13 protein-coding genes are annotated in these 16,158 nt (G+C 35.8%); 2 read left to right on the top strand and 11 right to left on the bottom strand.

The features are described from left to right. Window positions 1-98: 98 nt before the first annotated feature. Together DKG80_RS03035 and murB are read right to left on the bottom strand one after the other, a co-directional pair. A complete protein-coding gene (locus tag DKG80_RS03035) occupies window positions 99-896 on the bottom strand; it encodes an SDR family NAD(P)-dependent oxidoreductase (protein WP_109829807.1) in 798 nt (265 codons plus the stop codon). Window position 897: 1 nt separating this feature from the next. Further along, the gene (gene murB, locus DKG80_RS03030) at window positions 898-1,905 is read right to left on the bottom strand and encodes a UDP-N-acetylmuramate dehydrogenase (protein ID WP_317048727.1); all 1,008 of its coding nucleotides are present in this window, start codon (window positions 1,903-1,905) and stop codon (window positions 898-900) included. 270 nt (window positions 1,906-2,175) lie between these two features. On the opposite strand from murB, the gene gyrB reads away from it, so the two are divergent. After that, window positions 2,176-4,134 (top strand): DNA topoisomerase (ATP-hydrolyzing) subunit B, encoded by a 1,959-nt coding sequence (gyrB, locus tag DKG80_RS03025; RefSeq protein ID WP_109829806.1) that lies wholly within the window; start codon window positions 2,176-2,178, stop codon window positions 4,132-4,134. Window positions 4,135-4,293: 159 nt separating this feature from the next. On the opposite strand, the gene DKG80_RS21230 is transcribed toward gyrB, so the two are convergent. From DKG80_RS21230 to DKG80_RS03000, 5 genes are all read right to left on the bottom strand, one after another. Next, complete coding sequence (locus tag DKG80_RS21230) at window positions 4,294-4,569, bottom strand: hypothetical protein (protein ID WP_185140161.1); 276 nt, start codon at window positions 4,567-4,569, stop codon at window positions 4,294-4,296. Window positions 4,570-4,702: 133 nt separating this feature from the next. Continuing rightward, entirely contained in the window at window positions 4,703-5,797 is a 1,095-nt protein-coding gene (locus DKG80_RS03015) for a chorismate mutase (protein ID WP_109829805.1), read from the bottom strand. 18 nt (window positions 5,798-5,815) lie between these two features. After that, entirely contained in the window at window positions 5,816-6,691 is an 876-nt protein-coding gene (locus DKG80_RS03010; protein ID WP_109829804.1) for a prephenate dehydrogenase, read from the bottom strand. Further along, window positions 6,688-7,845, bottom strand: a complete 1,158-nt coding sequence (locus DKG80_RS03005) for a pyridoxal phosphate-dependent aminotransferase (RefSeq protein ID WP_109829803.1) — start codon at window positions 7,843-7,845, stop codon at window positions 6,688-6,690. Before DKG80_RS03005 ends, DKG80_RS03010 begins: the two co-directional genes overlap by 4 nt. Then, window positions 7,842-8,675: a prephenate dehydratase gene (locus DKG80_RS03000; protein ID WP_109829802.1), complete on the bottom strand. Its 834-nt coding sequence runs from the start codon at window positions 8,673-8,675 to the stop codon at window positions 7,842-7,844. The genes DKG80_RS03005 and DKG80_RS03000 overlap by 4 nt, the downstream gene beginning before the upstream one ends. Window positions 8,676-8,997: 322 nt before the next feature. On the opposite strand from DKG80_RS03000, the gene DKG80_RS02995 reads away from it, so the two are divergent. Then, a complete protein-coding gene (locus DKG80_RS02995) occupies window positions 8,998-9,573 on the top strand; it encodes a hypothetical protein (protein ID WP_109829801.1) in 576 nt (191 codons plus the stop codon). Window positions 9,574-9,673: 100 nt separating this feature from the next. Here DKG80_RS02995 and DKG80_RS02990 read toward each other — a convergent pair whose 3' ends face one another. Genes DKG80_RS02990 through DKG80_RS02975 form a run of 4 tightly spaced genes read right to left on the bottom strand, consistent with a single transcriptional unit; the run spans window position 9,674 to window position 16,148 of the window. Next, window positions 9,674-12,061, bottom strand: coding sequence for a YfhO family protein (locus DKG80_RS02990; RefSeq protein ID WP_109829800.1), 2,388 nt, complete (start codon window positions 12,059-12,061; stop codon window positions 9,674-9,676). Next, entirely contained in the window at window positions 12,061-14,124 is a 2,064-nt protein-coding gene (locus tag DKG80_RS02985; protein WP_109829799.1) for a methyltransferase domain-containing protein, read from the bottom strand. The genes DKG80_RS02990 and DKG80_RS02985 overlap by 1 nt, the downstream gene beginning before the upstream one ends. Then, a complete protein-coding gene (locus DKG80_RS02980; protein WP_109829798.1) occupies window positions 14,125-15,273 on the bottom strand; it encodes an acylneuraminate cytidylyltransferase in 1,149 nt (382 codons plus the stop codon). Beyond that, on the bottom strand, window positions 15,270-16,148 hold the full coding sequence (locus DKG80_RS02975; protein ID WP_109829797.1) for an N-acetylneuraminate synthase family protein: 879 nt from the start codon (window positions 16,146-16,148) through the stop codon (window positions 15,270-15,272). Before DKG80_RS02975 ends, DKG80_RS02980 begins: the two co-directional genes overlap by 4 nt. Window positions 16,149-16,158: the final 10 nt, after the last annotated feature.

Below are 16,158 nucleotides of genomic sequence, written 5' to 3'. Positions count from 1 at the left end.
TTTTATAAAACCGATGTCTTACAAGAAACCCTACGACATCGAATTGAAACATTAATAGTCACACTCTTAACTTTTAACAATCCGAGCTGCTATATCTTTCATTTGTTTTTCTCGATAGATTTTAAATACTTCCCTCCCATCACCTTTGAGAATATTCTAGTTGGAAACAATGAAAGAGCACCAATACCTATTCTATTACCTATACCTGGGATAAAATCATGACTACCTTTTATAAAAGTGGTTACAGCTAATGCAGCTGCTTCATTGACTGGCATTAGAAACTTCTCCATATCTTGGAACCCATCAGCATCGGTCATTTCTGTTTTGATTCCCCCAGGGCTAAAAACTGATAGCTTTAGTTTCTTGTTTCTTAACTCATGCTTTAAGCTATGGTAAAAATTAGTTAGAAATGCCTTTGTCCCTGAATAAATAGACTGATAGGGAGCTGGTACTTTTGCCGCCAAACTAGAAATGACCATAAGTCTACCAGTATCACCAGACAGTTCAAAATGTTTTACGAAAGCATCAGTCAACTGCACTGAACTTTGAATATTGAGCTGAATAATTGATTGTTGACTATCCAAAGGTTGCTTTACATACTTACCTAAATAAGTCATCCCTGCATTCAATACCGCGCCATAGAAGTTTTTGAGATTCAAACACTCTTTGATTACTTCATCGATTTGTTTCGCCTCACTCAAATCCGCAGATATCAACTTAATCTCAACATCCGCTGCTTCTTCAATTTTGTTTTTTAGAGCCTCCAACTTCTCTTCCCTCCTCGCTACTAATACTAAGTTAGCCTGATATCTAGAGGCCAATTCAAAGGCTATAGACTCTCCCAAACCAGATGATGCTCCAGTTACTAATACCCAGTAATCCTTTAAGTTTATCATATCAGTATAAGTTCACTTCTGTCTCAAGAGTGATTCCAAACTGCTCCTTGATAGATGCTTTTATATCTTCAGACAATTGACGGATTTCACTACCATTTCCACCACCATGATTTACTAAGACCAATGCCTGTTTATCATGAACACCAATATCACCTCTCCTGTAGCCTTTCCAACCTGCTTGATCTATCAACCAACCTGCTGGCACTTTAACGTCTCCTGAAGATTGAGAATATGAAGGAATATTTGGATGTTTAATTTTCAATTGTTCAAACTGGTTTTCAGGAATCACTGGATTCTTAAAAAAGCTCCCAGAATTACCGATCTTAGTTGGATCTGGAAGTTTTGATTGACGAATTTCAATTACCGCATTGCTTACATCTTTGATGGTAGGTTCAGTTATGTCATGAGATTTCAACACTTCCTCAATAGCTCCATATGAAACACTAATTCTTGGCTGTTTACTAAGTTTCAATGTCATCGACGTAATCACATACTTCCCTTTTAACGCTCTTTTAAATACACTTTCTCTATATCCAAATTGACAAGCTTTTGCTTCAAAAACTTCAGTCTGTTCAGTCTCTATATTAAGAGCCTCAAGAGAATCAAAAACATCTTTTATTTCTACTCCATAGGCACCTATATTTTGCATTGGTGCAGCACCCACAGAACCTGGAATTAAAGATAAATTCTCTATTCCTCCCCAGCCTTGATCAATACAATACATAACAAAGTCATGCCAAATTTCTCCACCTTGTGCTTTGACCCATACATGCTCCTTATCTTCTTTTATCTGCCCTATACCTGACAAAGAATTTTTCATTACTAAGAAGTCTAAATCTGTAGTCAATAAAATATTAGAGCCTCCTCCTAAGATGAAGTTTTCTACTGAATTATCCTTTGACCAATTGAGTCCAAATTTCAATTCTTCCAAACTAGTAAACTCCAAGAAATAATTGGCCTTGACATCTAGTCCAAATGTATTATATGGCTGAAGGGATATATCCTTCAAAATAGGTGATTGAGACACGTATTCTTATTTTTTAATTACAATGAAACGCAATTTAATCAAGTAAAACCATTAACAATTTTCAGACTTACTCTATAGTGCTAGATGACGTATAAATTATCCTAATATTAAGCTTATGATCGAACCTATTTTGATTAGATTTGAAAGATTTTATATGATGATCATGCATCTGTTCTTGAGCATGTTAATAGTTTTAACTATGACATGTTATTTACTCAAAGAACTCTACATGACGAAGCATAATTTTGGAAAATGAGCGAAGAAAATAAAGCCCCAAAGACAGACTATTCAGCAAGTAATATTACCGTCCTCGAAGGACTCGAAGCGGTAAGAAAAAGGCCTGCAATGTACATCGGAGATGTTGGTATCAAAGGTCTTCACCATATGATCTGGGAAGTTGTTGACAACTCTATAGATGAGGCGTTGGCTGGGCACTGTGACACTATTTACGTAACTATTAATAAAGATAACTCCATTACTGTCAAGGATAATGGTAGAGGTATCCCAACCGATATGCACCCTAAAGAAAAAAAATCTGCTCTTGAAGTAGTAATGACTGTCCTTCATGCTGGTGGAAAATTCGACAAGGATACCTATAAAGTATCTGGCGGACTACACGGTGTAGGTGTTTCTTGTGTTAATGCACTTTCTACTAAGTTAGAGGTTACTGTTCATAGAAAAGGTAAGATATTCCAACAGGAATACTCTAGAGGTATCCCTCAGTATGATGTAAAAGAGATAGGAACTACTGACATTACAGGTACTACTGTTCACTTTGTTCCTGATATGGAAATTTTCACTATTGGTGAATACAAGTATGAAACAGTTGCCTCCAGACTTAGAGAGCTTTCATTCCTCAATGCTGGAATTAAAATATACCTTGAAGATCAGAGAGAAACTGATGAAGAAGGAAATTTCATAGGTGAAGAATTTTTCTCTGAAGGAGGCTTAAGAGAATTCGTTGAATATCTTGATGGGTCTAGAGAAAAGCTAATTCCAAATCCAGTTTTCATGGAAGGTGAAAAGGGTGAAATACCTGTTCAAGTAGCCTTAACTTACAATACTTCATACTCAGAGAATGTAGTATCATACGTAAACAACATCAACACCATTGAAGGCGGTACTCACGTAGCAGGTTTTAGAAGAGCATTGACTAGAACCTTGAAAGCATATGCTGATAAGTCAGGAATGCTTGATAAGGTCAAAATAGATATCACTGGAGATGACTTTAGAGAAGGATTAACTGCTATTATTTCTGTAAAAGTAGCAGAGCCTCAATTCGAAGGACAAACAAAAACAAAACTTGGTAACTCAGAAGCTTCTGGAGCAGTTGACGCAAGTGTTTCGCAGATGCTACAAGAGTTCTTGGAAGAAAATCCAAAAGAAGCAAAGGCAATAGTCCAAAAGGTAATTCTTGCTGCACAAGCAAGAAATGCAGCTCGTAAGGCTCGAGAAATGGTACAAAGAAAAAATGTACTATCTGGAACTGGACTTCCTGGTAAACTTGCAGATTGCTCAGAAAAAGACCCAGCAATTTGCGAATTATACCTTGTAGAGGGTGACTCAGCTGGTGGTTCTGCCAAGCAGGGGCGTGATAGAGCTTTCCAAGCCATTCTCCCACTTAGAGGTAAAATCCTAAATGTGGAAAAAGCTCAAGAGCATAAAATCTACGACAACGACGAGATTAAAAATATGATAACTGCATTAGGAGTTAAATTCGGTACAGATGATGACCCTAAAGCTTTGAACATGGAGAAACTGAGATATCATAAAATTATCATCATGACAGATGCTGATATTGATGGCTCTCACATACGTACATTAATCTTAACATTCTTCTTTAGATACATGAGGCAACTAATTGATAACGGCTATTTATATATAGCTCTTCCTCCTCTTTATCTATTGAAGAAAGGTAAAAAAGAGAGATATGCATGGTCCGAAGAAGATAGAGCTAGAACAACTCTTGAAATGGCAGGAGAAGGCAAAGAAGACTCTGTAGGACTACAAAGATACAAAGGTCTTGGAGAGATGAACCCTGAGCAACTTTGGGAGACTACTATGAATCCTGAAAACAGATCACTTAAACAAGTTACTATAGAATCAGCTGCTGAAGCTGACCACTTGTTTTCAGTACTGATGGGAGATGAAGTTGCACCACGAAGAGAGTTCATAGAGAAGAATGCTAAATACGCGAACGTAGACGTGTAAAACTACTAAAGAGTCAAAAAGACTAAAGCCCGTTCCGAATAACTCGGAACGGGCTTTTTGTTTACAGATAAATCAATAATTAGCTATAACAAAATAGTATAAAACAAAAAAGGCTGTCTCGAATCGAAACAGCCCTTCATGAGTGTAAGCGGATGCTTATTATTTTTCTTCTTTTTTGGCTTCTTCCTCTTTTTTAGCCTTAGGAGTGGCTTTCTTTTTTGGAGCAGCTTTCTCAGCCTTTGGTTCCTCTTTTACTTCTTTCTTCTCTGCTTTAGGCGCAGCTTTAGAAGCATTCTTTTTAAATTCTTCTTTGATTGCCTCTACATCTACATTTTTTATCACTGGAGATGCACTAAGTCTTTGGATGTTAGCCAATTTACTTTTAGCAACTACTTTATTTCTTCTTCCTTTTCTTTTTAATCTTGTTACAGCCATCGTTCCGCCTTTAAATTTTGGTGTGCAAACTTAGTGATTTGTACATCAAAACAAAACTATAACTAGTAGTATTACACAAAAAAGTCTGACTCTCAAAGAGTCAGACTTTTAAAAATGCCATTTTCATTTACTACTAACCTTCACCATTCATTATGGCTGTTTGTCTTTTGATAGAATTGTCATGAATCAATTCATACAAATCGTGCACAAAAGACTCCTTCAAATCTACCTTTTTACCTTGAGCAACTCTATTCTCCATGATTTCATCATATCTACCTGGCTGTAGAATAGTGATTTCATTATCCTTCTTGTGCTCAGCGATTTTCTCAGCGATCTTCATTCTTTGAGCCAATGTTTCGATCAACTCAGCATCAATCTTATCGATATCGCTTCTCAATTCTTTCAATTTAATTTCGAAATCAGTGTTATCAGATTCACCATGTCTAATCACTACATCATTCAAAATCTCTCCTAGTCTTTGAGGAGTAATTTGCTGCTTAGCATCAGAAAGAGCATTATCTGGGTCCAAGTGAGACTCAATCATTACACCTTCCATTTGAAGATCAAATGCCTTTTGAGTAATAGGCTCAATCAAATCTCTATTACCTGCAATATGAGATGGATCACATACAATTGGTAAATCTGGAATTAATCTTTTCAACTCGATAGCAATACTCCAAGTAGGATCATTTCTATATTTAGAACCTGTTGCAGCAGAGAAACCTCTGTGAATCCCTCCTAACTTAGTAACGCCAGCACCATTAATTCTTTCCAATGCACCAATCCAAAGTGCTAAATCTGGGTTAATAGGATTTTTTACTAATACTGGAACATCAACGCCTTTTAAAGCGTCAGCAACTGCCTGAACAGAAAAAGGGTTTACAGTAGTTCTAGCTCCAACCCATAATATGTCAATTTCATATTTCAAAGCCAACTCGACATGTTCAGGTGTAGCTACTTCTGTAGCAGTCAAAAGACCAGTTTCTTCTTTAGCCTTGTTCAACCATTGTAAGCCTTTTACTCCGATACCTTCGAAACTACCAGGTCTAGTTCTTGGCTTCCAAATTCCAGATCTTAAAATCTGAATATCTGTATGCTCTTTTATCAGTTTAGCAGTTGCACAAACCTGCTCTTCACTCTCCGCACTACATGGACCACCAATTATCAAAGGCAACTTTACACCTTCGATCCATTGATCCATTGGAGTCAAATTCAAATCAATCTTCATGTTTATAAAAAATTCCCGTTATACCAATTGTTTATTTTTTGCCTTACCGTTAATACCGTCTAAGACCCTTCTAATATCATTTGCTTCGCGCATAGTTTTGATTAAATCAACCTCATCGCTAGCATCAATCATCTTTTTAAATCGCGCTAAATTATCTATATACGCTTCTAAAGCACTAGAAATGTGCGTTTTATTTTGTTTAAAAATAGGAGCCCACATCTCTGGAGAACTCTTCGCTAATCGTACAGTAGATTCAAAACCACTACCTGCCATATTGAAGATACTAGCCTCATCTTTTTCTATTTCCAATACTGTCTGTCCTAGTACAAATGAACTTATGTGCGAGATATGTGATACATAAGCTATGTGCCTATCATGCTCTTTACTATCCATCTCGATTAAGTGCATCCCTAAATGATTAAAACAGTCTCTAGATATAGACAATGCACTTTTTGAACTCTCCTCAACATCACATAAAATACCAGTTTTACCTTCAAATAATTCAGCAAAAGCTGCTTCCGGACCTGAGTTCTCAGTACCTGCTATTGGATGCCCAGCTACAAATTGTGATCTCTTATCATGACCTTTTACAGCTAGAGCAATTCTTTCTTTGGTAGATCCTAAATCAAGCACTGTGGTCTGCTCTCCTATTTGATCTAGAATACTTGGTAATACCGCTTCCATACTAGTGACTGGGATTGCCAGTAACACCAACTCTGCCTCCGCAACTACAGACAAATCCGAGATATTATCTACTAGTCCTAACTCAACGGCCTTATCAGCATTTTTATCGTTACGGTCAACTCCTACCAAATCTGTAGCAAAACCAGTCTGTCTAAGCTTCAAAGCAGCAGAACCTCCAATAAGACCTAATCCAACAACTACAACTTTCATGCGTTCACTGCTGTCAACCTTCCTATAACCTCGTTAAAAACCTCTATTTTAGAACAAAGTGAAATCCTCAAATACCCTTCTCCATTAGTCCCAAAAACAGTTCCAGGTGTAATAAATACATGTTTATCATGAAGAATCTCATCTACAAACTCTTCACTCTTTCTTCCTTCTGGAATCTTAGCCCACATAAACATGCCTGATTGTTCTTCGTCATATCCGCATCCTAGAACACCCAATATTTGCTCAGCTAATTTCCTTCTTTCTTGATACTCAGCATTAATACTTTCAAACCAAGAATATGGAAGCTGCAACGCTTTGATAGCTGCATCTTGAATGGGTCTAAACATTCCTGAATCAACATTTGATTTTACTCTCAATATAGCGTCTATGTATTCTTGACGACCACACACCATCCCAACTCTCCAGCCAGCCATGTTAAAAGCTTTACTCATAGAATTCAGCTCCAGACAATTTTCTTTACTGCCCCCAACAGACAATAAACTGATTGGATTATCATTTAGAATAAAGCTGTATGGGTTATCATTGACAACAAGAATTTCATTCTCTTTCGCGAAAGCTGCTATACTTTCAAAAATCTTCTCATCTGCCTTTTTGCCCGTTGGCATATTTGGATAATTCACCCACATTAACTTGGCAGACTCTATTATTTCTGAATCTATATCTTGAAAATTTGGTAACCACCCTGTTTTTTCAGTCAGATCATAAAAAACAACATTTGCCCCCATCATTTCAGCAGCTGTTTTATAGGCTGGATACCCTGGATTAGGTACTAATACGGTATCTCCTGGGTTCAGAAACGCCATTGAGATGTACATCACACCTTCTTTTGACCCTAGAAGTGGTAAAATTTCAGTCACATGATTTAACTCCACTTCGTAATGTCCAATATAAAAATCAGCGATTGCCTGACGTAACTCTGGAATAGATCGATATGATTGATATGCATGCTTGGAAGTATCTTTTGCACTATCAATCAACTGCTGAGCCACTTCTTCAGCTGGAGGAAGATCAGGACTACCTATTCCTAAATTGATCACGTCATGACCAGCAGCAATCATTCCCCTAATTTCATCTAGTTTCTTTGAGAAGTAGTATTCCTTTACTTCCGATATTCTATCTGCTACCTCTATCATTGCGTTGGTATTGTTCCTTTTTCGTATTCTCCATGTACTTTAATGCTTTCTGAGCTTTTTGCTACTTCTTTCATTGCTTGCTCATATTCAGCATAATCCTCCCATATCACATCTATATTGAAAGCATATCTATATGGCTCACCTATGATTGGCATTGATTGAATTTTAGTCAGGTTAATATTGTGATCTTTAAACGCAGTTAACACATTGGCCAATGCTCCTGGATCATGTTTAGTTACAATTCTCAAAGAAGCTTTATATGGAACTCCTTCATGCCCATTCATGCGACTCTTCAAGATCAAAAAACGTGTATAATTCTTTTTATTAGTCTCGATATCTTCATCCAGCATTTGCATACCAAAAATATCAGCTGCTTTCTTACTAGCAATCGCCCCTGCATGCATCATCCCCTCTTCCTTGACCATTCTCACACTGTCAGCTGTGTCATCAGATTCCGTCAACTTTAAGTTTGGATATTTTGACAAGTAATCGGCGCACTGTAATAAAGCCATTGGGTGAGAATAAACATGTGTCAACTCTTCTACTTTAGTCCCAGGATGTGCGATAAAATTCATTTGAATTCGAATATAAACCTCTCCAGAAATTTCCAAATCGTATTCATTCATCAAGGCATAGTTAGGTAAAATACTACCTGCAATCGTATTTTCAATAGCCATTACTCCATAATCCAATTCTTTACTAGATACAGCTTTTGCCAATGATCTAAAATCATGGAATGGCTTGAGGCAAATCTCATTCTCTTCAACAAAATAGATAGATGCCGCCTGATCATGAAAAGATCCTAATACGCCTTGAATTCCAACTTCCATTTAAAATTTTGTTATAAAAAAAGCCTCGACTTTTGATCGAGGCTTTTATAATTTCTTATTGAACAAGAACCTATAGACTACCTCGCCTCTACTGAATAGTAGAAGTAATAGAAGTAGTTGTAATATGATTTATTTTTGTTCATACTTTATATCGTGTTGCAATTATCGTAAATGGTTCGTAAGATTCAAAACATATTCTTTTTTATTGTCAAAATAACACTTATAAATTACTTATGATTAAGTCTTAAAAGAGTTTTACCTTATACTAATTAGATTGCAACCCCAATCTCAAAAATTGCATTTTTAGTTTAAGTTTTTACTTATGAAATACTTTTTCCTAATTGGTTTTTTATTCATTACTCATATTGGATTGGGACAAGGAATAATGAAGCGTGATGGTCTTATGAAAATGGATCAGGGAGCTGATGCTATGGCAGATGGCAAGTATGTAATAGCAGATGAGCTATTTAGAGAGGCAATGGGATTGCTTGAAAAACTACCTAGTGATCTAGCATACTATTTCGGAAGAAACTCATTCCATCTTGGAAAATACAAGCAGTCAATAAATTGGTTAACAAAATACGTTGAACTAAAAGGTACACCTGGTAAGTTTTTCGATGAAGCTTCTAGATATCTTGAACTCTCCACTATTGCTTTTCAAAAACAAAAGGATGATATTCTTAACGAGACAGTAAAAAAACTAACAGAAGAAGAATACTATGATTGCCCCGCCCCTATAGTAATGTGCCCTGTGTGCCAAGGAACTGGAGTACTAATTACCCCTGGAAAATTTGGAGCTATTTATCAAACTTGTCCTGTATCCGGACTCTCTGGTAGAATGACTTGTGATGAATACAATGAATATCTTAAAGGAGAACTTTATACACCTTTTGAATAAATTTTTTCAACTCAAAGAAATCTGGTATTTCGGAATTTAAGTTAAGCTCAACCAAACAAAAAGGGGGGAGGGGGAATTAAACTCAGTGCAATTTTTTCGACTAAACCTCTTTTTGCTTTTTCACTTCAACGAAAACAGCCCCAAGTACTAAGCAAACTACCAATATTGATGCCCCCATAGAAACTCTGTTACCTATAAAGTAAGATTGGGGCTGAAACTTAAACTCAACTTTATGCTTACCTGCTGGAACCTCTAAACCTCTTAAAATATAATCAGCTCTTAAATAAGGAACCTTTTCCCCGTCAATATATGCATCCCAACCTTCGGCATAATATATCTCAGAAAATACTGCAAAACCATTATCATCATTATTTGTAGAGTATACTAGATAGTTTGGCTGATATAAATCTAATTTAATTGATGCCTCGGCATTACTTATTGCGTTGCGAGACAACTTAAACTTACTTACATCCACAACAGCATCATTTTTTTGATCGAAAGTGGCTAATTCCGCAATCTCTTCATCAGCAGTTGATACCCTTATAATATTATTTGCAAACCAAGCATTTCCTAACGCAGTCTCTCTTTCAATAAATGGTTGCTGAGGCTGATTTGTAATCAAATACTTACAATTCAAAATATCTAGCACTTTCTGATTATTTTTTGAAATATGCCTTTCGATCAAATCTTGATATCTCTGCATCTTAGCACCATGATAGCCTCCAATTGATTTATGATGTGCGGAAGTAATTCCATTATTAAATGGGTTATTCAAATCCAATACTCTATAATTTGATTTATCATTCTGAATCTGCAAATCAATCTTACTTGGACTTATTTGATCCGTAATTTTTTGTCTTACAAAATCATTAGAGTTAAGATACCTTTTATTTATAAACCAAAGATCAAGCAATGAGAATAAGACTATCAATCCCAAAAGGCCTGTTTTTTTGACTTTACCTAAATAAAACAAAAACAAGCTTCCAAGAGTTGTCAAGGCAAAGAACAAAGATCTTAAGGAATCTCTATGAAACAATGCTTTTCTGTCCTCAACTATCGCATCCATCAACCAAGAGGGAAATTGCATTGAAGCATCTCTTTCTCCTTTGAACGACAAGAACATTAAGCTAAAAATCCATACACCGCCAATTACACCGGCAGATACTAAAGCTACTTTTTTTAATATTTGAAATTGTTCAGTCTTTGGTTTTTCTAACCAATTCTGTAAACCAAATAAACCAATCAAAAGCATACAAAATGCAGTAATGGTTAAAGTCATGGTTACTGCTCTGAACTTATTAAACATCGGCACATAATCGAATATGAAATAGTTAAAGGTTGCAAAATTCTTTCCTAGGGCCAATAGAGTAAAAAATATAGTACCTATTAATAACCATTGCTTATCAGCAGTTGGAAGAGTAAATAAGCCTAAAATAAAAAGAACTAAAATAGTTATACCGAAATATACCGGTCCAGAGGTGAAAGGCTGTGGTCCCCAATAGGTAGGAACACTACTGCAAAACTGTTTAATGCTACCTCTTGGAACATTTTGAGCTTTTAGTTTCTTGAAAGTATTCGAGTTCTTACCTAGTTCTTGTCCACTTGCTCCTCCATATAAATTTGGAATAACCATAGTCATCGTTTCCCAAACACCTTGACTCCATGCAAAAGCGTAGTCCTTATCAAGTCCTTTCTTAGGAGAAGTTTGTCCTGGAAGTGGTGTTAATTCTTTTTCTCCTCTGATAGTATACGGGTTATATTCTTGTATTCCCCAAAGTCTACCTGTACTTGGACCTACTCCTAAAATCACTGAAAAAAGCACAATGGCACCATTAACAACTACTAGCTTTACACTTTTAATCTCTCTTACCATGTAAGTCAAGGTCATAATCGCCGCCAACAAGTATCCATAGAATGTAATTTGATAATGTTGCGCTGCCAATTCAAGTCCTGTACCTACAGCAATTAAAGCTGCTCCTAAAACTTTTCGATTAGTGAAGACAAGCTTAATTCCTCCAAACAATAATGGTAAATAACCTATTGCTAAAACTTTAAACAAATGACCCGCTTCCGCGGTAACCATAGTAAATGTAGAGAAAGCATATCCTAACCCTCCGACAAAAGCAAGGTATGGGTTAACTCTAAAGCAGAGTAACATAATATAGAAGCAGAGAAAATTAATAAAGATTGCATCTACTGTATTCGGTAAAAAACGAAGGAAGTGATTAAGATGCATCATCCAGTCTCCAGAATAATGAACACTTATTAAATATGCTGGCATACCTGAGAACATAGTCCCAGACCATAACGGTTCTTCCCCTAATTCTGCACGATAATCTCTAGTTTCTTGTGCTGCTGCAATTCCTTGTAAAACATCATTCTGTTTTAGATGTTTCCCTTCAAAAAAGACTGGAGCGAAATAAGCTGAAAGTACAACTATAAAAAGTAATACAGGTAGTACATGGTTAAGAACCTTTTTTAGATCCATTAGTTTAGTATCTTTTTAATTATTTCAAAATTCTTTAAAGTTTGATCAAACAATCTATCCTGTTGATCTAAAAGTCTAGAATTAGTCTCTTCAACATTCTTCTCATTTACCGACTCAAACTTATCAATTATTCTTTCTCTTAAAGTTTCATGATCTTCTCTTAGATCAATAAACCAATCTCCAGCTTTTAAATCCTCAAGAAAAAACTTCACCTTGTTATGAGATCCAAGAGAAATAATCCTTGTGTTCACACCAAAAGGAACCATCTGTGCATGGCCTCTTGCTCCAAATACAATATCCATTTCATTATAGAATGTGTATGCATACTCTGGAGAAGCATATTGTAGATCAACTCTTTCAAAATTAACCCCTTCTGCTTCTAAACTCAACCCAAACCAAAAGTCCTGAACAAGATGACCAACTAAATATATCTGATAACCCTTGGTCTGTAAATCCATCATTGCCTTAGCAGTCTCAATCATTACTTGATGCATATTTCCTTCAAATCGCTTTTCATAACGATCAAAAGCCATATTAATAGCTACCTTTTTAGTTGGCATTGATGGTTTGTTTGCAAGATTCGACAGTCTTTTCCTAATTACTGTAGTTGTACAGGGCTGCCACCTCACCTTTTCTTTAAGTTCAGGCCTAAGCAACCTCTTCACTCTTTCAATACTACCTAAATTTCTTAACCCAAAGAAATCAGCTCTATTTACTAAGGCATTTAAGTTCTTTACAAACTCAGAATTCGTAGATTGACCATGGAAATAGTTAAAACCAACTGAATAGATTAATAATGGCACTTTAATTTGCTCTAGTTGTTCTTTACTGATTGCCCATTGCCATCCAGAAACATCGTTTTTATTAGAGTCTGGTAAGAATAACCCCCCGCCTCCGACAACAACATATTTGCTCTGATTAATTCTGTTAATAGTCTTATCTGTAACGACATTTGTTACCCTTTCAAGATCCCACTTTTGCTTAAAATGTACATTGAAATTATCCCTAACACATTTCGATAATATTGTATCACCAGCGTTCTCCCACAGGTTGTAATAAGAGACATGAAACGCTTTTAGACTTCCTCCACTACCATTTGTTTCTTTCTTCAGATAGAGCTTGTCCTTGATAGTATGATAAGATCCAATTCTATAATAGCGATCAAAAACTTCCTTTACATTCTTTTGAAGAAAAGGCTGAACAACCATCTGCCTTAGAAAAGTCTTATTCTTACCTAATACTGGAACAGAAGGAAAGATATTCATCAAACTTTTTATCCTAATACTTTTTTTCTTCAGTGAGCTAAACTCCTTACTATCAAAGGTAGAGGAAGAACTCTTTACAGCATATACATACAAAGCACTCCCGTAAAAACCTATATTCTTCACTTCAAAAAACTGTGTGAAAAGAAAATACAAACTACTCATGGTAAAGTAGTGTATATGCGGGCTCCAATAAGTGAACTTTAAATCACCATAAGAGTGAACTTCCATAGACGGTAACTCAAAAAGTATTTGACCGTTTTCGTTTAAAAGTTCCTGAGCTTTCTTTATGAATTCTTTAGGATCTTTTACATGCTCAAGGACATGAAAAGAACAAAGACTATCGAATTTTTTATCTGAATTATAATTTTCAAGTAGCGCTGAATCTTGCTGAAAACCATACTGACTCATTGAAAATTTCGCGTAGTCCAGATCTGGTTCTATTCCCCTCGCTTCAATACCTCTCAATTTCAACAAGCTGATAAATGAACCTATAGAACTACCTATTTCAAGAGTATTAGAAAACTGACTAATTATTCCTTTATAAAATTCAAGTCGTTTAAATGCTTTTTTATCAAGACTCTTAATTTTATCATTCGATGGAACATTAGAATTATTACGGGCAACTTTTGAGAACTCCCCAGACGTATACAGATCCTTGTATTCTTCAATAGGCTGATAAACATGGAGACAATTATTGCATTTTACCAATTCCAGTTCTTCTATATCACGAGCTGTAACTTTAAAAGTCTCTACCTTCTTACTTGAACAAATGATACAAGTTGATCGACTGCTTTCCAATTAAATAATATGTTTAATAAACTCTCTGATAACTCCGCTACCTCCTTTAGTTTCTAATTGAAGTATATTAGATAATGATTTAACTTCAAATTGAGCATTAGATGGGCACGCAGCCAAACCTACTACACTTAATACAGGAATATCATTCACGTCATCCCCAATATACGCAACATTAGAATATTCAATCTTTTCTTGTTGGCATATTTCATCTAATATGGCAAGCTTATCATCAATACCACTATACTCATAATCTAGATTAAGCTTCTTGGCTCTTCTTTTTACCAGTTTAGTGTTTTCTTTTGTAATAAGTCCTCCTTTTATTCCATTATCTCTAAGCATAGAGAAAGCCATGCCATCATAGGTATTAAAACGTTTTATCTCATCTCCCTTTTCAGTATAATACATACTAGCATCAGTCAATACCCCATCAACGTCTGTTAAGACAATTTTTATCTCAGAAGACTTCTTTTTTGAGAAATATGGGTGATACTTTCTCATTTGCCTTTCAGCCACTATCCAATCTTCTGGCTCATCTATTTCAATACTAGTTTCATCGCCCATTTGGAATACCCCAATCCTACCAGATAGTCTATTTCTATCTTTTAAAATATTCCCTATTAAGTTGATATAAATGGCACCATTCTCAAGAAATACCCCTTCAAAATCTTGTCTTCTAGGCCTTGATTTGTAGTCATAATTAATAGATCTACCTTCTTTATCCCAAAAAAAACGTTTAGATAAAGTAGCACTCAATACAGAATCAAATTCATCCGTTTGACTCAGTAATACAGCTTTGTCAATGTGAATTGAATTGGTTAAGGGTGAAGTGGCCTGAATCAATACAAATTGATCATCAGCTTGATGTTGTCTCAAAGATAAATATTCTAGCATCACTGACTCAGTTGATGCTATATCAGTAGCATTGATATCGTTTCGGTCAAAAACTTCCAATTTATCAAACCCAAACCCTAGCACGGTAGTTTTAATCTCATTATCATCAGTTGCGATTACAAGCTTATTAACTGAATCTGACTCTTGACATGCCATAGCTGTCCAATAAACTAACGGTTTACCGCAAAAGGCTTTAATGTTTTTTGATTCAATAGACTTACTACCTCCTCTAACTGGAATGAATGCTATTACACTCACGCTTTTCGGAATTTTAGTTTTTCTCTTTGTTCGGCCTCAATAGGCAAAATATCGACTTGTTTATGAGTCAATGAATTATGAGTCGCTTTTAAATCTCTAACCAACTTAATCATCCCTGGAGCCTCAAGTGAAGCAGCATGATCTGTACCTTTCCAAGTTCTATCCTTGGTAAAATGTCTTTCTATCCAATTACCTCCCAGTGCATAGGCAGCTACATCTACAGCAATTCCCAAATGATGACCAGAGAACCCAATATTCTTGACTTTATTACCATACTTCTCATAAAAAGTCAAAATATCGAGAAGGCAAATATCTTCAAACGGAACTGGATACCCTGAGGTACAATTATATATTACCAATCTCTCTTTAGCTGTCTCCTTTTGATCAAAGAAGGAAATAATATCGTCAATTTCATCTTTGGTAGTCATCCCTGTGGAAACATGTACTTCTCCATCGTAGTTATCTCGTAATAGACCTAACATCTCATAATGATTATTACACGCTGAAGGTACTTTAATAAAGTCTGGATTAAGCGCTATAATATCCTTTGCTGAAGTAATATCCCATACTGAAGTAGCATAACCAATTCCTATTTCTTCGCAGAACCTCTTTAAATCTTTGTGTTGATCAATACTCAACTCCAAAAATTCGCGGTGTTCACCGTAGGTATCTCCATAGCTATTACGTGGATTCGGGTGAGGAGCATTATATTGTTCCTCCGTTAACAACTCTTTTGCATTACGCTTTTGAAATTTAGCGTAGTCACATCCACATGTTTTAGCCAATTGAACAAGCTCTTTGGCTATGTCAAAATCCCCCATATAATTACATCCAATTTCAGCAATTACCTTAGGTTCTTGATATTTTTCTACCATTCTAATTTTT

The sequence above is a fragment of the Reichenbachiella versicolor genome (assembly GCF_003171675.1).
In the GTDB taxonomy this organism is placed as follows: Bacteria; Bacteroidota; Bacteroidia; order Cytophagales; family Cyclobacteriaceae; genus Reichenbachiella; species Reichenbachiella versicolor.
The sequence above is the reverse complement of the archived record's forward strand: the minus strand, read 5'-3'. Positions and strand labels throughout refer to the sequence as shown.